Below are 21178 nucleotides of genomic sequence, written 5' to 3'. Positions count from 1 at the left end.
GTGTCTGTCTCGTCACCGCTTGGTCATTAACGTGCCGGAATCCGGCCGTCAGGTTTGATCTGGCGAAGCAAACCGGCGATTTTACTGCGCGCGGCTTGAACCGGTCAAACCGCGCATGTCAAGCCCGGCCGCACGGGCCGTCAGGCGTTCGTACCCCAATCGAGCACGATCTTGCCGGTGTGCTCGCTGCTTTCCATCAGCGCGTGCGCCTGCGCGGCGTCCGCAGCCGGCAATACGCGATAGATCACCGGCTTGATGCGGCCGTCGGCAAGCAGCGGCCACACGCGCGCCTTCAGTTGCGCGGCGATCTGCGCCTTGAACTCGACCGGACGCGGGCGCAGCGTCGAACCCGTGATCGTCAGCCGGCGACGCAGGATCTCGCCCAGGTTGACATCGGCCTTCGCGCCGCCGAGCAGCGCGATCAGCACGAGACGGCCGCCATCCGCGAGCGCGGACAGTTCGCGCGGCACGTACGAGCCCGCCACCATGTCGAGGATCACGTCGACGCCGCGATCGTGCGTCAGCGACTTCACGACCTCGACGAAGTCTTCGGTCTTGTAGTTGATCGCGCGTTCGGCACCGAGCGCCTCGCACGCGCGGCATTTGTCGGCGGTGCCGGCCGTCGCGAACACGCGAAAACCGAGCGCATGCGCGATCTGGATTGCCGTCACGCCGATGCCGCTCGAGCCGCCCTGCACGAGCAGCGTTTCCTGCTCGCCCCCCTCTCCCGCGCCGAGCTGCGCGCGGTCGAACACGTTGCTCCACACCGTGAAAAACGTTTCGGGCAGCGACGCGGCCTCGATATCGGTGAGCCCGCCGGGCACCGGCAGACATTGCGGCAGCGGCGCGACCGCATACTCGGCATAGCCGCCGCCCGCGAGCAACGCGCACACGCGATCGCCGAGCTTCAGGCCGAACGGATTCAGCGCGGCGTCCGACAGATCGCCGCCGACGATCTCGCCCGCGACCTCGAGGCCCGGCAGATCCGACGCACCCGGCGGCGGCGCATACGCGCCCTTGCGCTGGAACACGTCGGGCCGGTTCACACCGGAAGCCGCCACCTTGATCAGCACTTCGCCGCGCTTCGGTTCGGGGCGCGAACGCTCCGCAAGCTTCAGCACGTCGGGGGCACCGAATTCGGTGATTTCGATGGCTTTCATGGTGGTGGTCGCTCCAGGATCAGGTCGGAATCGGATGACGCGCCCGCACGCGGCACGGGCGCCCGGCCGGCGCTGCTGCGCCGCACAACGATGCTACAGAAAAAACGGCCGGCACGCTTTCGCACTGCCGGCCGTTGATCCGCCTGCCCGCTTACTGCTGCGGCGGCGTGTCCGACTGCGGCGCCGCCGCTGCTTCATTCAGCAGCGCCTTCGCCGACAGACGCACGCGACCCTTTTCGTCCGTCTGGATGACCTTGACCTTCACTTGCTGGCCTTCCTTCAGGTAGTCGTTGATGTCCTTCACACGCTCGTTGACGATTTCCGAGATGTGCAGCAGACCATCCTTGCCCGGCAGCAGGTTCACGATCGCGCCGAAATCGAGCAGCTTCAGAACCGTGCCTTCGTACACCTGGCCGACTTCGATTTCGGCCGTGATGTTCTCGATGCGCTTCTTCGCTTCGGCCATGCCGTCGCTGTTCGTGCTTGCGATCGTCACGACGCCGTCGTCGGAGATGTCGATGGTCGTGCCGGTTTCTTCCGTCAGCGCACGGATCACCGAACCGCCCTTGCCGATCACGTCGCGGATCTTTTCCGGGTTGATCTTGATCGTGATCATGCGCGGAGCGAATTCCGACAGTTGCGTGTTCGCGCCGGAAACGGCTTGCGTCATCTTGCCGAGGATGTGCATGCGGCCTTCCTTCGCCTGTGCGAGCGCGACCTGCATGATTTCCTTCGTGATGCCCTGGATCTTGATGTCCATCTGCAGCGCCGTCACGCCTTGCTCCGTGCCGGCCACCTTGAAGTCCATGTCGCCGAGGTGATCTTCGTCGCCGAGGATGTCGGTCAGCACCGCAAACTTGTTGCCTTCGAGGATCAGGCCCATCGCGATACCCGCGACGTGCGCCTTCATCGGCACGCCGGCGTCCATCAGCGCGAGACAGCCGCCGCACACCGATGCCATCGACGACGAACCGTTCGATTCGGTGATTTCCGACACGACGCGGATCGAGTAGCCGAATTCATCGGCGCTCGGCAGGCACTTGACCAGCGCACGCTTCGCGAGGCGGCCGTGGCCGATTTCGCGGCGCTTCGGCGAGCCGACGCGGCCCGTTTCGCCGGTCGCGAACGGGGGCATGTTGTAGTGGAGCATGAAGCGCTCGCGATACTCGCCTTCGAGCGCATCGATGATCTGCTCGTCGCCCTTCGTGCCGAGCGTCGCGACGACCAGCGCCTGCGTCTCGCCGCGCGTGAACAGCGCCGAGCCGTGGGTACGCGGCAGCACGCCGGTGCGGATTTCGATCGGGCGCACGGTGCGCGTGTCGCGGCCGTCGATGCGCGGCTCGCCGTTCAGGATCTGCGAACGGACGATCTTGGCTTCGATGTCGAACAGCACGTTGCCGACGGTTGCCTTGTCTGCCGCGACCGTACCGGCCGCCTGCGCGTCTTCCTCGAGCTTCGCCGAGGTTGCTGCGTAGACTTCCTTCAGCTTCGCCGAGCGTGCCTGCTTGTCGCGGAGCTGGTAAGCAGCGAGCAGGTCGTTCTGTGCCAGCTCGGTCACGCGCGCGATCAGCGCTTCGTTCTTCGGTGCCGGCTGCCAGTCCCACTCGGGCTTGCCGCCTTCGCGCACCAGTTCGTGGATCGCGTCGATCGCGACCTGCATTTGCTCGTGGCCGAACACCACGGCGCCCAGCATCACGTCTTCCGACAGTTGATCGGCTTCCGATTCGACCATCAGCACGGCACGTTCCGTACCCGCGACGACGAGGTCGAGGCTCGATGCCTTGATCTGGTCACGCGTCGGGTTCAGCACGTATGCATTGTCGATGTAGGCAACGCGTGCGGCGCCGACCGGGCCGTTGAACGGCAGGCCCGACACGGCGAGCGCAGCCGATGCGCCGATCAGCGCGGGGATGTCCGCCGGGATTTCCGGATTCACGGACAGCACGTGGATCACGACCTGGACTTCGTTGTAGAAGCCTTCCGGGAACAGCGGGCGCAGCGGACGGTCGATCAGGCGCGACGTCAGCGTCTCGTGCTCCGACGGACGGCCTTCGCGACGGAAGAAGCCGCCCGGGATCTTGCCGGCCGAGTAGGTCTTCTCGAGGTAGTCGACGGTCAGCGGGAAGAAATCCTGACCCGGCTTCGCCGACTTCGCGCCGACGACGGTTGCCAGTACGACGGTGTCTTCGACGTCGACGATCACGGCACCACTTGCCTGGCGAGCGACTTCACCGGTTTCGAGGCGCACCTTGTGCTGGCCCCACTGGAATTCCTTCACGACCTTGTTGAACATGGACATGGTTGCTCCTTTGAATTCATGCATTTCATTCGCCGCGCCGGCCATCCCGCGCGGCGGCGTCCCGACCGAATCACCCGGAGCAAGGTGTGTTTTTTATGCCATTCCAGCGCGGCGCTCGTGCAGCGACGCGCTGGAATGACACAAATCCTGCCCCGGTATCGGTCGTTGCGGCGGCCCCGCACCTACGTGCCGGACAGCCTGCGGTGCGCGTGACGCTACGCACCGCGCAAAAACAAAATGCCTGTATCAGCGGACTGACACAGGCATCTTGCTGGCGGCAATCGCCTCGATTACTTACGCAGACCCAGCTTCTCGATCAGTGCGCGGTAACGGTCGGCATCCTTGCCCTTGAGGTAGTCGAGCAGCTTGCGGCGGCGGCTCACCATGCGCAGCAGGCCGCGGCGGCTGTGGTGATCCTTCGCGTGGGTCTTGAAGTGACCCGTCAGTTCGACGATACGTGCGGTCAGCAGTGCGACCTGGACTTCGGGCGACCCCGTGTCGTTGGTACCGCGGGCGAACTGAGCAACAACTTCCGACTTCTTGATATCTGCAACAGACATGTGATTTCCTTTCTAACTGAACAGGCGGACACGGAAGAATGGCCGTGCCGTGACTTACAACCGGCGCGCATTGTAGCACAACTCCGCGCCGTTCTTACCGCCTCCTGTCACGGGCGCGTCATCGAGCAGGCGGACGGCATCTCGGTGCGCTGCGCCGGCACCGCGAGCACCGTCCGGAAGCCGTAGCCCGAACCCTCGTTGTCGAAGCGCACGCCCGGCGTGCCGACCTTGTCCATCTCCATCACGTAAAGGGGCTGGATCAATTGGTGATCCTGCGCCCGCATGCGCGACGCGTGGAAGCCGTCGTCGAACGACAGGCCCTCCAGCGCGCGCGCGACCGCGGCGGGGTCGGCCGAACCCGCGCGGTTCATCGCGGCGGCCAGCATCTCGATCATCAGGCTCATCCGTCGCACCGGGTAGTCGTCCTGGGCGGCCGGAAAACGGTTCCGGAACGCGCGGTAGAACGCGTCGGATTTCGCGCCGCCCGCGTTCGGGTGCCAGTCCGCCACGGCCACGACCCGCCCGACGCCGGCATCGCCGAGTGCGGCCGGCGCGCCCAGGCTGTTGCCGTAGAAGGTATAGAACTTCGCATTCAGCCCCTGCTCGCGCGCCGCCTTCACGAGCAGCGTGAGGTCGTTGCCCCAGTTCCCGGTCACGACGGCGTCGGCGCCGCTCGCGCGGATCTTCGCGATGTACGGCGAGAAATCCTTGATTCGCCCGATCGGGTGGAATTCGTTGCCGGCGATCGCCACGTCCGGGCGCCGCGCGGCCAGCGCCTGCCGCGCGAGCGCGCTGACGTCGTGGCCGAAACTGTAATCCTGGTTCAGCAGGTAGACCTTGCGGAGCGCGCGGTCGCGCGCCATCACGTCCGCGAGCGCGGCCATCCGCATGCCCGCGTGCGCATCGAAGCGGAAATGCCAGAAACTGCAGCGCGCCCCGGTCAGCGCCGGATCGTCGGCCGAATAGTTGAGGAACAGCATCCGGCTGTCCGGATCGCGCGCGTTCAGCTTGTCGAGCGCCGCGACCAGCGCGGCTGCGACGGCCGAGCTGTTGCCCTGCGCGATGAAGCCAATATGGCGGTCCGCGGCCGCGCGCAACTGCACGAGTGCTTCCTCGGGGCTGCCCTTGCTGTCGAGCACGACGAGTTCGAGCGGATGCGCGCCGTCGCGCAGCTTCACGCCGCCCGCCGCATTGACCTGCTCGACGCCGAAGCGCAGGTTGCGCTCGACCGCCGCGCCCGCATTCGCGAACGGGCCCGACATCCCTTCGATCAGCGCGATCCGCACCGGCTCGCCGCCGGCAAACGCGGACGACGCCAGCATCCACCCCGCGCTCAACGCGAGCGCACATCGCTTCCATCCCTGCATCGGCCACCTGCCCTTCAATCTGCCCGAGAAGCGCGGATCATAGGCCGTCGCCCCCGCCGCCCGCAAGCGCGGCACGCCCGGCGATCCGCACCGAATTTTTTTCGCACGATGCGCGGTCGCGCGCCGTCCGTGATAAAACGGGACTTGTTGTTTCCGTGTTCTGGAGAATCCCCATGCGCATTCGCATTTCCGCGCGCCTGCCGGTGCTGCTCGCCAGCGCCGCCGCGCTGCTGGCCGGTTGCGCGCAACCGTGGCAGCAATACCAGGCCGGCCAGGACGAGTCGGCGATCGTCGCACGCATGGGCCCGCCGCGCGAGATCTACGACCTGCCCGGCGGCGGCAAGCGCCTGATGTGGCCGACCCAGCCGATGGGAGAAATCACCGTCGCGGCCGACGTCGATGCGGCCCACAAGATCGTCAACGTGCGCCAGGTCCTGCAGCCGAACGAGTTCTATCGCGCAGAGATCGGCAAATGGACGAAGACCGACGTCCTCGTCAACTTCGGACGCCCCGTCGAGACGTCCTACTTCCCGCTGATGAAGCGCGAGGTGTGGACCTACCGGTATCTCGAGGACAACGTCTGGTACATGATGTACAGCTTCTACTTCGATCCGCAGGGCATCCTGCGTATCACGCAGAAAACGCCCGACCCGCTGCACGACCCCGACCGCCGCAACCTGTTCTGACCGATTACGCATTTACGCGCAACTTTCACCGTGGCCATTCACGAATCATTGCGTGAATGGCCATTTCCTTTTTCCCGTCTCTCTATTAATTCGGAAAATTCGGCGGAAATCTTTTCCGATCGATGACATTCCGATGGCACCACGCTGACATCCCCGTCATGCGGGCCTTTGCGCGAAAACAGGCACGCGCGGGGCATGTCATGCGGCGAATTGGTGCACGCAATGCGCTACGCCCAATCAATTTGAAACAAATTGTTTCAACCCACCCGAAGCACTAGGGCATACCCCTAATATCAGTCAAAACCAAACCTTTCAATTTAGAAAGAATATCATTGCGTCATTTCTGCCGATATCCGTTTGCCTTTATCAAAAAGGAGTCCTCATGAATCGCCCCAAGAGCATGCTGGTTGCCAACATCGCCTGGGCCCGCGAAACGCGTGAATACACGCCCGGCTTCTTCGACGCGCTCGCGCGCGGCCAGAACCCGCGCGTGCTATGGATCGGCTGCGCCGACAGCCGCGTGCCGGCCGAAACCATCACGCACTGCGCGCCCGGCGAGCTGTTCGTCCATCGCAACATCGCGAACCTGTTCCATCCCGACGACGACAATTCCGCCAGCGTGCTCGAGTACGCGGTGCGCGTGTTGCAGGTCGACCACGTGATCGTGTGCGGGCACTACGGATGCGGCGGCGTACGCGCATCGCTGCTGCCGCCACCAGCCGACCTGCCGCACGTCGCACGCCGCATCGCGCCGCTGTGCGCGCTCGCGCGGCGCCATCGCGACGCGCTGGACGGGCTCGACGACACGGCCGCCGCAGACCGCCTCGCCGAACTCAACGTGCTCGAACAGGTGCGGCTGCTGCGCGCGTCCCCGATCGTGCACGGCCGCGAACGGCCGCCGCTCGTGCACGGCTGGATCTTTTCGCTCGCCGACGGCCGCCTGCAGGAACTCGATTCCGGCTACACCACGCCGGCCGTCGACGTCGAATCCGTGCAGGCCGCGACGGCCGGCGCGCTCGGTTGACCTACCCCGCCCCAAGCCAATGAAATCGCCCCAACCATGAAACTGAACGAGCGCCTGTCCACCCTGCCGCGCGACATCGTCGCCGGCGTCGTCGTTTTCCTCGTCGCGCTGCCGCTCTGTCTCGGCATCGCCAATGCTTCCGGCGTCGAGCCATTCGCCGGGCTCGTGTCCGGCATCGTCGGCGGCATCGTCGTCGCGCTGCTGAGCGGCTCGTCGCTGTCCGTCAGCGGGCCGGCCGCCGGCCTCGTCGTGATCGTCGTCGAAGGGATTGCGCAACTCGGCAGCTTTTCCGCGTTCCTGCTCGCGGTCCTGCTGTCCGGCGTACTGCAGTTCGGGTTCGGCATGCTGCGCGCCGGCCGTTTCGCCGCCTATGTGCCGTCGCCCGTCATCAAAGGCATGCTCGCCGCGATCGGGCTCCTGCTGATCCTGAAGCAGATTCCGTTCGCACTCGGCATCGGCGGCTCCGCCGCGCAATCGTTTGCGAATTGGCCAGGCCTGCCGGTCGCGTGGGCCGCGACAGCCATCGCGCTCGCGTCACTCGCACTGCTGGTCGCATGGGACACGCCCGCGCTGCGCCGCTTCGCGCTGGTGCGCTCGGTGCCGGCCCCGCTCGCCGTGGTCGTGCTGGGTATCGGCGCCACGCTCGCGCTGAGCGTCGTCGCACCGTCGGTTGCGCCGGGTGCCGCCCATCGCGTGACGCTGCCCGAGCTCGGGTCGTTCGCGGCCTTCGCGGCGTCGCTCAAGCATGCGGAGCTCGGCCCGAACTTCGCGCAGCTCGTCAATCCGGACGTGTGGCGCGTCGCGATCACGCTTGCGGTCGTCGCAAGCCTCGAGACGCTGCTGAGCCTCGAAGCAGTCGAGCAGATCGATCCGAAGCGCCGGCCGACCCAGCCCGACCGCGAGCTCAAGGCTCAGGGCGTCGGCAATCTTGTCGCGGGTGTGGTCGGTGGGCTGCCGATCACTTCGGTGATCGTGCGCAGCTCGGTGAACGTCAATGCGGGCGCGCAAAGCCGGATGTCGGCAATCGTGCACGGGATGCTGCTGCTCGCGAGCGTGTTCGCGCTCACCGGCCTGATCAACCTGATCCCGCTCGCGAGCCTGGCCGCGATCCTGATCCACACCGGTTTCAAGCTCGCGAAACCGGCGCTGTTCCGTTCGGTAATGAAACAGGGCCCGGCCGCGTTCGTCCCGTTCGCCGCGACGATTGCCGGCGTGCTCGCGGTCGACCTGCTGTTCGGCATCGCGCTCGGCCTTGCCTGCAGCGTGCTGGCGGTCGCCGTCGCGAACCTGAAGAGCCCCGTCACGCTCGCGCAGCACGACGACCACTTCCTGCTGTCGTTCCGCAAGGACGTGTCGTTTCTCGGCAAGGTCCAGGTCAAGCACCACCTGCGGCACATTCCCGACCGGGCCGCGGTGATCATCGACGCGACGCGCGCCGACTACATCGACCACGACGTGCTCGAACTGCTCGACGCGTTCGTCGCCGATGCGCCGCGACGCGGCATCACAGTCGAGTTCCGGCGGCGCAGCCCGGCGCCGCGCACGGCCACGCGCCGCTGGCTGTTCCGCGCGCCGGCCGCCGAATGAGCGACGCATGAAAAACGCCCCGGCGGCGCAGGGCCGCACGGGGCGTTTCGGTGATGCGCAGCGCGCGGCGATTACGAGCGCTGCGGATTGACCTTGTCGTCCTTCGAATGCAGCTTGTTCAGTGCGGAGATGTACGCCTTCGCGGATGCGGCGACGATGTCCGGATCGGTGCCGACGCCGTTGACGATCCGCCCGCTCTTCGACAGACGAACCGTCACTTCGCCCTGCGCCTGCGTGCCGGTCGTGATCGCGTTCACCGAGTACAGCAGCAGCTCGGAGCCGCTGCCGACTTCGCCCTCGATCGCGTTGAACGTCGCGTCGACCGGACCGTTGCCGCGCGCCTCGCCGGTCACTTCCTTGCCTTCGACCCCGAACACGACCTTCGCGTGCGGCTGCTCGCCCGTTTCCGAGTGCTGCGACAGCGACACGAACTTGAAGTGCTCCTGCTCGTGCGCGAGCGCCGATTCCTCGGACACGATCGCGATGATGTCTTCGTCGAAGATCTCGGCCTTGCGGTCGGCCAGATCCTTGAAGCGCATGAACGCGGCATTCAGTTCGCTCTCGCTGTCGAGCGACACGCCGAGCTCCTGCAGCCGCTGCTTGAACGCATTGCGGCCCGACAGCTTGCCGAGCACGATCTTGTTCGCGGTCCAGCCCACGTCTTCCGCGCGCATGATCTCGTAGGTGTCGCGCGCCTTCAGCACGCCGTCCTGGTGGATGCCCGATGCGTGCGCGAACGCGTTCGCGCCAACCACCGCCTTGTTCGGCTGCACGACGAAACCGGTAATCTGCGACACGAGCTTCGACGTCGGCACGATCTGTGTCGTGTCGATGCCGACGTCGAGGCCGAAGTAGTCCTTGCGGGTCTTCACGGCCATCACGATTTCCTCGAGCGACGTATTGCCCGCACGCTCGCCGAGACCGTTGATCGTGCACTCGATCTGACGCGCGCCGCCGATCTTCACGCCGGCGAGCGAGTTCGCGACGGCCATCCCGAGGTCGTTGTGGCAGTGCACCGAGAAGATCGCCTTGTCCGAATTCGGAATGCGTTCGCGCAGCGTCTTCACGAGGTTGCCGTACAGCTCCGGTACGCCGTAGCCGACCGTGTCGGCGATGTTGATCGTCGTCGCACCTTCGGCAATCACGGCCTCCAGCACGCGACACAGGAAGTCCAGGTCGGAGCGGCTGCCGTCTTCCGGCGAAAACTCGACGTTGTCGGTGAACTTGCGCGCGAAACGCACCGCGAGGCGCGCCTGCTCGAACACCTGGTCGGGCGTCATCCGCAGCTTCTTTTCCATGTGCAGCGGCGACGTCGCGATGAACGTGTGGATCCGGAAGCTCTCGGCCGGCTTCAGTGCGTCGGCCGCGCGCTGGATATCCTTGTCGTTGGCCCGGGCCAGCGAGCAGATGGTGCTGTCCTTCACGAGACCGGCGATCGTGTGGATCGCGTCGAAATCGCCGTTCGAGCTGGCCGCGAAACCAGCCTCGATCACGTCGACCTTCATCCGCTCGAGGTGCTTCGCAATGCGGATTTTCTCTTCCTTCGTCATCGACGCACCGGGCGATTGCTCGCCGTCACGCAACGTCGTATCGAAAATGATCAGCTTGTCTGTCATGGGGGGCTCCAGGGCTCTTTATACGGAAGTCAAACGTAACGAGATCGCGCCACCGCTGGCGACGCTCAACAACAGACGAGGCTTGACGGGGAGCGAGAACGGTCAGCGCGGCAGGCGCGCCGAGGCTAGCGCGCGTAGCGGCGCACCGGCTAGAAGGAGGGAGAGGCGGGAAAATGCAGTCATGCCGATGACTATAGCGGCATTCCGTTAGGTGCGCAATCGGACGGCACCCGGGGCTTCCAGCGGCCCGGTTCGAAAAAGGGGCAAAAGAAAACGGCGGCCCCAGGCCGCCGTTTCCGGGCAAAAAAGCGCGCGTCAGTGATCGCGCTGCGACGAGCGGGCCGGATTCGCGCGCCCGCGGATAGCCATGTAGGCCCAGAACACGTAGCCCGACAGCCCGTACAGCACGAACAGGCAGAACAGCATCAGCGGCGGATCGGACGACACGAGCACGAACGCGACGACGACGAGCAGGATCGCCGCGAACGGCACGCGGTGCCGCACGTCGAGCGCCTTGCCGCTGTAGAACGGCGCGTTCGACACCATCGTCACGCCCGCGTAGATCGTCAGCACGAACGCGACCCACGGCAGCCAGCCGAGCTTCATCGGCACGCGGTTGTCGGTGGCGAGCCACACGAAGCCCGCGATCAGCGCGGCGGCGGCCGGACTCGGCAGCCCCTGGAAGAAGCGCTTGTCGACGACGCCGATGTTCGTATTGAAGCGCGCGAGCCGCAGCGCCGCGCCCGAGCAATAGACGAACGCGGCGAGCCAGCCCCAGCGGCCGAGATCCTTCAGCACCCACTCGTACATCACGAGCGCGGGCGCGACGCCGAACGACACCATGTCCGACAGGCTGTCGAACTGCTCGCCGAACGCACTCTGCGTATGCGTCATGCGCGCGACACGCCCGTCCATTCCGTCGAGCACCATCGCGACGAAAATCGCGATCGCGGCGATCTCGAAACGCACGTTCATCGCCTGCACGACCGCAAAGAAGCCGCAGAACAGCGCGGCGGTCGTGAACGCGTTCGGCAGCAGGTAGATGCCGCGCGTCTTCAGAAACCGCTGGCGCGCGGCGCGGCGGCTCTCGATGGGTACCGGATCGGCGGCCATCCCCTTGTTGCGGCGGAACGGGCGTGGCGTCTGGCCGGAGCCGTTGCGCGGCCGGCGTGGTTTGAATGCGGCCATCGTGCGCCCCGCCGCTTACTGTTCGAGCTCGGCGAGGATCGTCGACGACGCGTAGACCTTCTCGCCGATCGACACCTTCGCGCGGCTGCCGAGCGGCAGATACACGTCGACGCGCGAACCGAAGCGGATGAAGCCGTAGCGCTGGCCGCGCGACAGCGGCTCGCCGGCGCGCACGTAGCAGAGGATCCGGCGTGCGACGAGGCCGGCGATCTGCACGGCGGTGACGGTCTTGCCGCTCGCCGTCTGGATCACGACCGCGTTGCGCTCGTTCTCGGTCGACGCCTTGTCGATCGCCGCGTTCAGGAACGCGCCCGGGAAGTACTCGACCTTGGAGATCGCGCCATCGACCGGCGAACGTTGCGAATGGACGTTGAAGACATTCATGAACACGCTGATCTTCAGCGCTTCGCGGTTCGCGTACGGGTCTTGCGCGGTCTCGACCGCGACGATGCGGCCGTCCGCCGGGCACAGCACCGCGTTCGGCTGCGCCGGGATCGGGCGCTGCGGATCGCGGAAGAACTGGACGACGAAGACGAGCAGCAGCCAGAACGGCCACGCGAAGCCGAAGCCCCCGACGGCATGGATCAACAGCGCGATGACGGCTGCAATCGCGATGAACGGCCAGCCTTCGCGCGCGATGATCGGATGAGGATAGTTCATGGATTCGTTCTGTGTTCGGTGAATTGCAAAGCCCGTAGGATAGCAAAAGCCGCCCGTGGCACTGCTGCCTTCGGGCGGCTTTTTGGTACCGGCCCTCTATTCGAGGGGCCGGAACAGCACGCGGTGCTTAGTTCTTCGACTGGTCGACCAGCTTGTTCTTCGCGATCCACGGCATCATCGCGCGCAGCTTCGCACCCACTTGCTCGATCTGGTGCTCGGCCGTCAGGCGACGGCGCGACTGCAGCGTCGGCGCGCCCGCCTTGTTCTCGAGAATGAAGCTCTTCGCGTACTCGCCCGTCTGGATGTCGGTCAGGCACTGCTTCATCGCCTTCTTCGTCTCTTCCGTGACGATGCGCGGGCCCGTCACGTACTCGCCGTACTCGGCGTTGTTCGAGATCGAGTAGTTCATGTTCGCGATGCCGCCTTCGTAGATCAGGTCGACGATCAGCTTCAGTTCGTGCAGGCACTCGAAGTACGCCATTTCCGGCGCGTAACCTGCTTCGACCAGCGTCTCGAAACCCGCCTTGATCAGCTCGACGGTACCGCCGCACAGCACGGCCTGCTCGCCGAACAGGTCGGTTTCGGTTTCTTCACGGAAGTTGGTTTCGATGATGCCGGCACGACCGCCGCCGTTCGCTGCCGCGTACGACAGCGCGATGTCGCGTGCCGCGCCCGACTTGTTCTGCGCAACCGCGATCAGGTGCGGCACGCCGCCACCTTGCGAGTACGTGCCGCGAACCGTGTGGCCCGGCGCCTTCGGCGCGATCATGATCACGTCGAGGTCGGCGCGCGGGATCACCGCGCCGTAGTGGACGTTGAAGCCGTGCGCAAATGCCAGTGCCGCGCCCTGCTTGATGTTCGCGTGCACTTCCTTCGCGTACACGTCGGCGATCTGCTCGTCAGGCAGCAGCATCATCACGACGTCGGCGCCCTTCACCGCTTCCGCGACTTCCTTGACCGACAGGCCGGCGTTCTCGGCCTTGCTCCACGACGCGCCGCCCTTGCGCAGGCCGACCGTCACGTTGACGCCGCTGTCCTTCAGGTTCAGCGCGTGCGCATGGCCTTGCGAGCCGTAGCCGATGATCGTGACTTGCTTGCCCTTGATGAGGGAGAGGTCAGCGTCTTTGTCGTAGAAAACGTTCATGATGGTTCCTTCGCTAATTCAAAAATTCAACAATTTGTTCGGATGGAGTACTGCGGGCCGGGACTTGACGGCGCACCCGGCGTGCCTGCCTGGCATCACACCTTCAGGATGCGCTCGCCGCGTCCGATGCCGGAGCTGCCGGTGCGCACGGTCTCCAGGATCGCGCCCGCGTCCAGCCCCTGGATGAACGCGTCGAGCTTGTCGCTCGCGCCCGTCAATTCGATCGTGTAGGTCTTTTCGGTCACGTCGATGATGCGGCCGCGGAAAATGTCCGCCATCCGCTTCATTTCTTCGCGCTCCTTGCCCACTGCACGTACCTTGATCAGCATCAGCTCGCGTTCGATGTGTGCACCGTCGGTCAGGTCCACCACTTTCACCACCTCGATCAGGCGGTTCAGATGCTTCGTGATCTGTTCGATCACGTCGTCGGAGCCAATGGAAACGATGGTGAGCCGCGACAGCGATTGGTCTTCGGTCGGCGCCACCGTCAAGGTTTCAATGTTGTAGCCGCGTGCGGAAAACAGACCGACCACGCGCGACAGCGCGCCCGGTTCGTTCTCCAGCAGGACGGAAATGATGTGTCTCATGTTCGCTTCTTCCAGAATGTGTCCGTGTCGATTCACTCGCGCCGCGCGCTGCCGCGTGCCGCACCGCCCTTCGTGAAGGCGGCCGCATCGGGCTCAGGCGCGCGTCGCGCCGTTACAGATCTTCCGATCCGAGCAGCATCTCGGTGATGCCCTTGCCGGCCTGTACCATCGGCCAGACGTTTTCGGTCGGATCGGTCTGGAAGTCGAGAAACACGGTGCGGTCCTTCAGGCGCAGCGCTTCCTTCAGCGCCGGCTCCACATCCGAGGTCTTTTCGATCCGCATGCCGACATGGCCGTACGCTTCGGCAAGCTTGACGAAATCAGGCAGCGCATCCATGTACGAATGCGAATAGCGCTTGCTGTATTCGATCTGCTGCCACTGGCGAACCATGCCGAGATAGCGGTTGTTCAGCGAAATGATCTTCACGGGCGTGTCGTACTGCAGGCAGGTCGACAGTTCCTGGATGCACATCTGGATCGAGCCTTCGCCCGTGATGCACAGCACGTCGTCGTCCGGGTGCGCCATCTTGACGCCCATCGCTGCCGGCAGGCCGAAGCCCATCGTGCCGAGGCCGCCGGAGTTGATCCAGCGACGCGGCTTGTTGAAACGGTAGAACTGCGCCGCCCACATCTGGTGCTGGCCGACGTCCGAGCACACGAACGCATTGCCGTCCGTCAGCTCCCACGCCTTCTCGACCACGTACTGCGGCTTGATGATCTCGCTTTCGCGGTCGTATTTCAGGCAGTCCTTCGAGCGCCAGCCCTCGATGTCCTTCCACCATTGCGCGAGCGCCTCGGTGTCGGGGCCATGCTCGGCCGTCTGCAGCTGCTCGATCAGTTCCTTCAGCACTTCCTTCACGTCGCCGACGATCGGGATGTCGACCTTCACACGCTTCGAGATCGACGACGGGTCGATATCGATGTGGATGATCTTGCGCGGACGCGACGCGAAGTGCGCCGGGTCGCCGATCACGCGGTCGTCGAAGCGGGCACCGATCGCGATCAGCACGTCGCAGTGCTGCATCGCCATGTTCGCTTCGTAAGTGCCGTGCATGCCGAGCATGCCAAGGAATTTCTTGTCCGACGCGCGATAGCCGCCGAGGCCCATCAGCGTGTTCGTGACCGGATAGCCGAGCAGGTCCGCGAACTGGTTCAGTTCGCGCGACGCGTCGGCGAGGATGATGCCGCCACCCGTATAGATGTACGGACGCTTCGCCGTCAGCAGCAGCGACACGGCCTTGCGGATCTGGCCCGAATGGCCCTTCGTGACCGGGTTGTACGAACGCAGCGACACGCTCTTGACGGGCTCGTACTCGCACGGCGTCTTCGAGATGTCCTTCGGGATGTCGATCAGCACCGGGCCCGGACGGCCGGTGCGGGCGATATAGAACGCCTTCTTGACGGTTTCCGCGAGGTCGCGCACGTCCTTCACGAGGAAGTTGTGCTTCACGCACGGACGCGTGATGCCGACGGTGTCGCACTCCTGGAATGCATCCTGGCCGATCGCGGCCGTGGGCACCTGGCCGCTGATCACGACCATCGGGATCGAATCCATGTACGCCGTGGCGATGCCGGTCACCGCGTTGGTGACACCGGGGCCCGACGTCACGAGACAGACGCCGACCTTGCCGGTGGAACGCGCATACGCATCGGCTGCGTGCACGGCCGCCTGTTCGTGGCGCACCAGCACGTGCTGAATCTTGTCCTGCTTGTAAAGCTCGTCGTAGATGTAGAGTACCGAGCCGCCGGGGTAGCCCCAGATGAATTCGACGTTTTCGTCGGCCAGTGCCTTCATGAGCACGGTGCCGCCGATGGAGTCGCTATCGGGAGGGGAATGGGGTTCCGACGTGGAGAATTCCGCGCTGGGCATGTTCATGTTGACCTTTCGAATTTTCGGCAAAAAATTGATCGGGTGCTCTCTGCCGGGCTTGTGGCTCGGGTTCAAGCGGCGCGTCCAGTTTGAAGGGCAGGCTTCTTGGGCCGGCCTCAAATGTGACTATCACTTCATGTTGCGAATCATTGACGATAGCGGGTCGCGAATGGGTCGTCAAGCAAAATATCCCGCAGCGCATCATGGGCGCCGCCCGGCACCCCGCCGCCGCGGCTCGCGCGCAACGTGCGGCGCCCAACCCGGTGCCAAGCGGCGCGAAAATTTGATAGCATCCGCGGGTTTTACGAAATTTTTCGACCTTTTACACCACGCAGCGGCCCGCAGCGCATACCTTCACGGAATGGCATCAGACAAGGAACTCGCCGACTTTCTGGCGGGCGTCGAAAGGCGCGCGTTCAAGCAGGCTGCGTACGCCGTGCGTGACGACGATGCGTCGCTCGACATCGTGCAGGACGCGATGATCAAGCTTGCGGAGAAGTACGGCGACCGGCCGGCGGCCGAGTTGCCGCTGCTTTTTCAGCGAATCCTGCAGAACGCGATCCACGACTGGTTCCGCCGGCAGAAAGTCCGCAACACGTGGGTCACGCTCTTCTCGTCGCTGAACAACGCCGACGACGACGACTTCGACCCGCTCGAAACACTCGAATCCGCGGACGACAACGCGGGCGTCGAGAGCAGCGAGCACCGCCTCGAACGAGAGCAGGTTCTGGCCCTGATCGACGAAGAAATCCAGAAGCTTCCGGCGCGTCAACGGGAAGCGTTCCTGATGCGTTATTGGGAAGATATGGATGTCGCCGAGACTGCCGCCGCAATGGGGTGCTCCGAGGGCAGCGTGAAGACGCACTGCTCACGGGCCACCCACACGCTGGCGCACGCGCTCAAGGCCAAAGGAATCACGCTATGAGCTCCGCTCCCGCAAATCGAGAATACGAATTCGCGCTGAAGGTGCGCCGCGCGCTGGACGAGCGCGCGGCCGACCTGCCTGCCGCGACCACCGACCGTCTGGCCGTCGCCCGCCGGGCTGCGCTCGCGCGCAAGAAGCCCGAGGCCGCGACCGTGCCGGTGTTCGTGCCGGCCTTCGCCGGCGCGGCCGGTGCGTACGGCACGGCGCCCGCGAGCCGCCCGCAGGCGTCGCTCGCGCGCCGCCTGCTGCGCGCGTGGCCGCTGGCGCTGCTGCTCGCGGGACTCGTCGGCATCGCCTACTGGGAAGACATGCAGCGCACCGCCGAACTCGCCGACATCGACGCGGCGATGCTCAGCGACGACCTGCCGCTCAACGCATATCTCGATCATGGGTTCAACGCGTATCTGTCGCGCGCTCACTAACAGACAATAACGAGGGGATCGCACGGGTGAGTCAGAAGCGCGGCCTGGCCGTATTTTTCGGATGCGTAATCGCGATCGCCGTTTCCTACGTCGCCACTTACCCACGATTCCACCCGGCCCCCGCGACGACCACCGCCGCGGCCAGCAGCGCTGCCACGCCCGCGTCGGCCGCGACCGGGCTGACCACCGAACTCCCCCCGCTCCCCCTGCCGCTGCCGGCCGCTACCGGCCCGCTGTCGTGGGCGCGCCTCACGCCGGCACAGCACGCGGCACTCGCGCCGTTCGCCGACCAGTGGGACGGCTTCAGCGACGCCCGCAAGCGAAAATGGCTGAAGATCGCGTCGCGTTTCTCGAAGTTGACGCCCGATGACCAAAAACGCCTGCAGGACCGGATGACCGAATGGGCGCGGATGACGCCCGAGCAGCGCCGCGTCGCGCGCGAGAATTACCAGAGTGCGAAGGAGCTTTCCGCACAGGCGCGCGAGCGTGCGTGGAAGGCGTACCAGCAACTCCCCGAAGAGCAGAAGGAACGTCTCGCGGCCGCCGAGCGCCGCCGCCGGCCGAGCGTCGTCAGTGCGCCGCCGACCGTTGCCGACCGGGATGTCCGCCGCCTCGTCAATTCGCACGAACACCCGGCAAGCGGCCCGGCCACCGCACCGGCGCCCGTCTCGGCCGCCGTCGCGCCGCCGGTGCCCGCGTCGTCGACGGCCGGCGCCGCATCCGCACCGGCTGCCGTGGCGCCGGTGTCGCCAGCCGACGCACCCTCGCTGTTCAAGGGCTCCTGAGCGGCCGTGGCGAACGCCCGCGCACCCGAAACCCCGGCCGCCGCGCCGTCCGTGCGGCGGCGCCTCGCCGCGCTGCTCTACGAAGGTGTGCTGCTGTTCGGCGTGGTGTTCTTCGCCGGACTCGCGTTCAGCCTCGCCACGCAGCAACGCAACGGCCTCGTCCATCACAACCTGCTCGCCGCCTGGATCGCGCTCGTGGTCGGCGCGTACTTCGTCTGGTTCTGGACCCACGGCGGCCAGACGCTGCCGATGAAGACCTGGCGGCTGCGGCTCGAATCGTCGAGCGGCCAGCCGCTGAGCGCGGGTCACGCGCTCATCCGCTATGCGCTCGGCTGGCTGTGGTTCCTGCCGCCGCTCGCGCTGCATCCGCTCCTCGGCCTATCGGTCCCCGTCACGCTCGCGCTCACCGCCGCATGGATCGTCGTGTGGGCCGGCGCCGCGCGGCTGCATGCCGGCCGCCAGTTTCCGCACGACCGGATCGCCCGCACACGCGTCGTTGCGATGCCACGTTGACACGCCGCATTCGCCAGACGAAAACACCTCGCCGAGGCGACTCCCGCCCGGCCTGACAGCCGTGCCGGACAACGGCCGGCCGTTCCGTACGGCAGATTGCACAACGCCCCGTCATTCACTGCTAAACACCCTGCGGCAGTCGTAATAAGAACGTCTCGTGACTGTCACGGCACAGTCACGCCCGCATGGCGGAATGCCGGTAATGTCAACCGGCGCGAGTCATGCATGGGCCAGAAAACGTCCGCGACCTCACTGTTCCGTCACCCCATCGGCGCCCGCGCCGCCACGGCTTTCCTGTCCGGTTCTGCCGCAACCGACGGGCTGGTGTCGCAAGACCCGCCTGCCGGGCACGCCACGCAGCATGACGATCCCGATTCGTCTGCCCACCACTACCGCACCATCTGGCTGTCCGACATCCACCTCGGCTCAAGCGGTTGCCAGGCGCCGTACCTGCTCGACTTCCTGCGCCACAACGATTCGGAGTACCTGTACCTCGTCGGCGACATTATCGACGGCTGGCAGCTGAAGAAGGGCTGGTACTGGCCGCAGGCACACAACGACGTCGTGCAGAAGATCCTGCGCAAGGCACGCAAGGGGACGCAGGTCGTCTACATCCCGGGCAACCACGACGAAGGCGCGCGGCAGTTCTGCGACCTCGCGTTCGGCGACATCCAGGTGCGCGGCGAGGCATTCCACACGACGCTCGCGGGCAAACGTTTGTGGATCGTGCACGGCGACCTGTTCGACGGCGTGATCCAGCACGCTAAATGGCTCGCGTACCTCGGCGACACGCTCTACACGCTGATCCTCGTGCTGAACCGCTGGTTCAACCGGATCCGCAGCCGGCTCGGCTTCCAGTACTGGTCGCTGTCGCAGTACCTGAAGCACCAGGTCAAGAACGCCGTCAACTTCATCTCGCAGTTCGAGACCGTGATGACCGACGAGGCGCGCCGCCGCGGCTGCGACGGCGTCGTGTGCGGCCACATCCACAAGGCGGAGATCCGCGACATCGACGGCGTGCTGTACTGCAACGACGGCGACTGGGTCGAAAGCCTGTCCGCGCTCGTCGAAACGATGGAAGGCGAACTGAAGATCGTCTACTGGACGGTGATGCGCACCGCACCGACAGAGACCACGTCGCGCAAGGCCAAGGCCACTGCCTGACACCCCCTACTTACAGGACAAAGCCGCGATGAAGATCATGATCGTCACCGACGCGTGGGAACCGCAGGTCAACGGCGTCGTGCGCACGCTGAAGAGCACGTCGCGCGAACTCACCGCGCTCGGCCACCGCGTCGAACTGCTGACGCCGCTGGAATTCCGCACGGTGCCCTGCCCGACCTACCCCGAGATCCGCCTGTCGATCCTGCCGTACCGCAAGCTGCGCGCGCGGATCGATGCGTTCGCGCCCGACGCACTGCACATCGCGACCGAAGGCCCGCTCGGCCTCGCCGCGCGACGCTACGCGCGTTCGCGCAAACTGCCGTACACGACCGCGTACCACACGCGCTTTCCGGAATACGTGCAGGCGCGCTTCGGCATCCCGCTCGCCGCCACCTACCGCTTCCTGCACTGGTTCCACGGCCCGTCGCTCGCGGTGATGGCGCCGACGCCGGTCGTCAAGCAGGATCTCGAGAAATTCGGCTTTACGAACGTCGTGCTGTGGACGCGCGGCGTCGATCTCGACGTGTTCCGGCCGATGGAATCGAAGGTGCTCAATACCGCGCGGCCGATCTTCCTGTACGTGGGCCGCGTTGCGATCGAGAAGAACGTCGAGGCCTTCCTGCGCCTCGACCTGCCCGGCTCGAAGTGGGTCGCGGGCGAAGGCCCCGCGCTTGCGGAACTGAAGTCGCGCTACCCGGAAGCAAACTATCTCGGCGTGCTGTCACAGGCCGAGCTCGCGAAGGTGTATGCTGCGGCCGACGTGTTCGTATTCCCGAGTCGCACCGACACGTTCGGCCTCGTGCTGCTCGAGGCGCTCGCCTGCGGCACGCCGGTTGCCGCGTATCCCGTGACGGGCCCGATCGACGTGCTCGGCGATGGCGACGCCGGCGCAATGCACGAAGACCTGCAGGAAGCCTGCCTCGAGGCGCTGAAGATCGAACGCACCACTGCGCGCGCGTGGGCCGAACGCTTCTCGTGGCGCGCGGCGTCCGAGCAGTTCGCGTCGCATCTGAAGCCGCTGCCGAAGACCGCGTACTCGCCAGCAGAAGGTGCCGCCGTTTGAAACGAGACCTGAACGACAAGACCCCGCCCCCCGACGCAACGCCGCAACGGCACCGCCCGTTCGACGAGGAAGAGCCGCACGCCGACGCCGACGTGCACGCGCACGAGCCGCTCGGCCCCGACGATCGGCTCGCGCCGCTGCCGCCGAACCCGTACAAGCGCCACCGCGGCATCACGCGCGCCTGGTACGCCCTCAAGCATTCGCTGAACGGCTTTCGTGTCGCGATCCGCGAGGAAAGCGCGTTTCGCCAGGAGCTCACGCTCGCCGCGCTGATGCTCCCGATCGGCGCGTTCGCGCCGGTGCCGGCCGCATCGCGTGCATTGCTGATCGCGTCGGTGCTGCTCGTGCTGATCGTCGAGTTGCTGAACTCGAGCGTCGAGGCCGCGATCGACCGCATCTCGCTCGAGCGCCACGAACTCTCGAAGCGCGCGAAGGACCTCGGCAGCGCAGCCGTGACGGTCGCGCTGTTCGCGTGCGTGACGACGTGGGGCTTCGTGCTCGGACCGGTCGTCGCACACTGGCTCGGCTTCTAGGCACTGCCCGGCGGGTACTTGATGT

At 65.7% G+C, this 21178-nt stretch carries 20 protein-coding genes; 10 read left to right on the top strand and 10 right to left on the bottom strand.

The annotated features are described in order from the left end of the window. Positions 1-140: 140 nt before the first annotated feature. The 4 genes from LGN17_RS23795 to LGN17_RS23780 form a co-directional block, all read right to left on the bottom strand. A complete protein-coding gene (locus LGN17_RS23795) occupies positions 141-1160 on the bottom strand; it encodes an NAD(P)H-quinone oxidoreductase (RefSeq protein ID WP_175951135.1) in 1020 nt (339 codons plus the stop codon). Positions 1161-1311: 151 nt separating this feature from the next. Beyond that, positions 1312-3459 (bottom strand): polyribonucleotide nucleotidyltransferase, encoded by a 2148-nt coding sequence (gene pnp, locus LGN17_RS23790; protein WP_226198851.1) that lies wholly within the window; start codon positions 3457-3459, stop codon positions 1312-1314. 290 nt (positions 3460-3749) lie between these two features. Continuing rightward, entirely contained in the window at positions 3750-4019 is a 270-nt protein-coding gene (gene rpsO, locus LGN17_RS23785) for a 30S ribosomal protein S15 (RefSeq protein ID WP_006398792.1), read from the bottom strand. A gap of 107 nt (positions 4020-4126) precedes the next feature. Continuing rightward, a complete protein-coding gene (locus LGN17_RS23780; protein ID WP_226198850.1) occupies positions 4127-5386 on the bottom strand; it encodes a branched-chain amino acid ABC transporter substrate-binding protein in 1260 nt (419 codons plus the stop codon). Positions 5387-5559: 173 nt separating this feature from the next. Here LGN17_RS23780 and LGN17_RS23775 point away from each other — a divergent pair, with 173 nt between their 5' ends. The 3 genes from LGN17_RS23775 to LGN17_RS23765 all read left to right on the top strand — a co-directional run bounded on the left by LGN17_RS23775 (position 5560) and on the right by LGN17_RS23765 (position 8683). Next, positions 5560-6072 carry a hypothetical protein gene (locus LGN17_RS23775; RefSeq protein WP_226198849.1) on the top strand — a complete coding sequence of 171 codons (513 nt, stop codon included), beginning with the start codon at positions 5560-5562 and terminating at the stop codon, positions 6070-6072. 382 nt (positions 6073-6454) lie between these two features. Further along, positions 6455-7096 carry a carbonic anhydrase gene (locus tag LGN17_RS23770; protein WP_175951132.1) on the top strand — a complete coding sequence of 214 codons (642 nt, stop codon included), beginning with the start codon at positions 6455-6457 and terminating at the stop codon, positions 7094-7096. A gap of 36 nt (positions 7097-7132) precedes the next feature. Next, positions 7133-8683 (top strand): SulP family inorganic anion transporter, encoded by a 1551-nt coding sequence (locus tag LGN17_RS23765; protein WP_226198848.1) that lies wholly within the window; start codon positions 7133-7135, stop codon positions 8681-8683. A gap of 71 nt (positions 8684-8754) precedes the next feature. Here LGN17_RS23765 and LGN17_RS23760 read toward each other — a convergent pair whose 3' ends face one another. From LGN17_RS23760 to LGN17_RS23735, 6 genes are all read right to left on the bottom strand, one after another. Next, complete coding sequence (locus tag LGN17_RS23760) at positions 8755-10299, bottom strand: 2-isopropylmalate synthase (protein ID WP_226198847.1); 1545 nt, start codon at positions 10297-10299, stop codon at positions 8755-8757. Positions 10300-10614: 315 nt separating this feature from the next. Continuing rightward, a complete protein-coding gene (gene pssA / locus LGN17_RS23755; RefSeq protein ID WP_069747452.1) occupies positions 10615-11487 on the bottom strand; it encodes a CDP-diacylglycerol--serine O-phosphatidyltransferase in 873 nt (290 codons plus the stop codon). A gap of 15 nt (positions 11488-11502) precedes the next feature. Then, the gene (locus LGN17_RS23750) at positions 11503-12147 is read right to left on the bottom strand and encodes a phosphatidylserine decarboxylase (protein ID WP_011352710.1); all 645 of its coding nucleotides are present in this window, start codon (positions 12145-12147) and stop codon (positions 11503-11505) included. A gap of 127 nt (positions 12148-12274) precedes the next feature. Further along, positions 12275-13291 (bottom strand): ketol-acid reductoisomerase, encoded by a 1017-nt coding sequence (ilvC, locus tag LGN17_RS23745; protein WP_174942625.1) that lies wholly within the window; start codon positions 13289-13291, stop codon positions 12275-12277. Between the two features lie 95 nt (positions 13292-13386). Then, complete coding sequence (gene ilvN, locus LGN17_RS23740; RefSeq protein WP_011352712.1) at positions 13387-13878, bottom strand: acetolactate synthase small subunit; 492 nt, start codon at positions 13876-13878, stop codon at positions 13387-13389. Positions 13879-13990: 112 nt separating this feature from the next. Continuing rightward, a complete protein-coding gene (locus LGN17_RS23735; protein WP_226198846.1) occupies positions 13991-15754 on the bottom strand; it encodes an acetolactate synthase 3 catalytic subunit in 1764 nt (587 codons plus the stop codon). A gap of 355 nt (positions 15755-16109) precedes the next feature. Here LGN17_RS23735 and LGN17_RS23730 point away from each other — a divergent pair, with 355 nt between their 5' ends. The 7 genes from LGN17_RS23730 (at position 16110) to LGN17_RS23700 (ending at position 21153) form a co-directional block, all read left to right on the top strand. Further along, positions 16110-16673, top strand: coding sequence for an RNA polymerase sigma factor (locus LGN17_RS23730; RefSeq protein ID WP_226198873.1), 564 nt, complete (start codon positions 16110-16112; stop codon positions 16671-16673). Continuing rightward, positions 16670-17095 carry a DUF3619 family protein gene (locus LGN17_RS23725; protein ID WP_226198845.1) on the top strand — a complete coding sequence of 142 codons (426 nt, stop codon included), beginning with the start codon at positions 16670-16672 and terminating at the stop codon, positions 17093-17095. The genes LGN17_RS23730 and LGN17_RS23725 overlap by 4 nt, the downstream gene beginning before the upstream one ends. A gap of 26 nt (positions 17096-17121) precedes the next feature. Beyond that, positions 17122-17880, top strand: a complete 759-nt coding sequence (locus tag LGN17_RS23720) for a DUF3106 domain-containing protein (protein WP_226198844.1) — start codon at positions 17122-17124, stop codon at positions 17878-17880. A gap of 6 nt (positions 17881-17886) precedes the next feature. Beyond that, positions 17887-18393 carry an RDD family protein gene (locus LGN17_RS23715; RefSeq protein WP_226198843.1) on the top strand — a complete coding sequence of 169 codons (507 nt, stop codon included), beginning with the start codon at positions 17887-17889 and terminating at the stop codon, positions 18391-18393. A gap of 225 nt (positions 18394-18618) precedes the next feature. Continuing rightward, positions 18619-19557, top strand: coding sequence for a UDP-2,3-diacylglucosamine diphosphatase (locus LGN17_RS23710; protein ID WP_226198842.1), 939 nt, complete (start codon positions 18619-18621; stop codon positions 19555-19557). Positions 19558-19585: 28 nt separating this feature from the next. Further along, positions 19586-20620: a glycosyltransferase family 4 protein gene (locus LGN17_RS23705; protein WP_226198841.1), complete on the top strand. Its 1035-nt coding sequence runs from the start codon at positions 19586-19588 to the stop codon at positions 20618-20620. Further along, entirely contained in the window at positions 20617-21153 is a 537-nt protein-coding gene (locus LGN17_RS23700) for a diacylglycerol kinase (RefSeq protein ID WP_226198840.1), read from the top strand. Before LGN17_RS23705 ends, LGN17_RS23700 begins: the two co-directional genes overlap by 4 nt. Positions 21154-21178: the final 25 nt, after the last annotated feature.

Source organism: Burkholderia sp. AU30280 (assembly GCF_020420125.1).
Classification (GTDB): domain Bacteria; phylum Pseudomonadota; class Gammaproteobacteria; order Burkholderiales; family Burkholderiaceae; genus Burkholderia.
The sequence above is the reverse complement of the archived record's forward strand: the minus strand, read 5'-3'. Positions and strand labels throughout refer to the sequence as shown.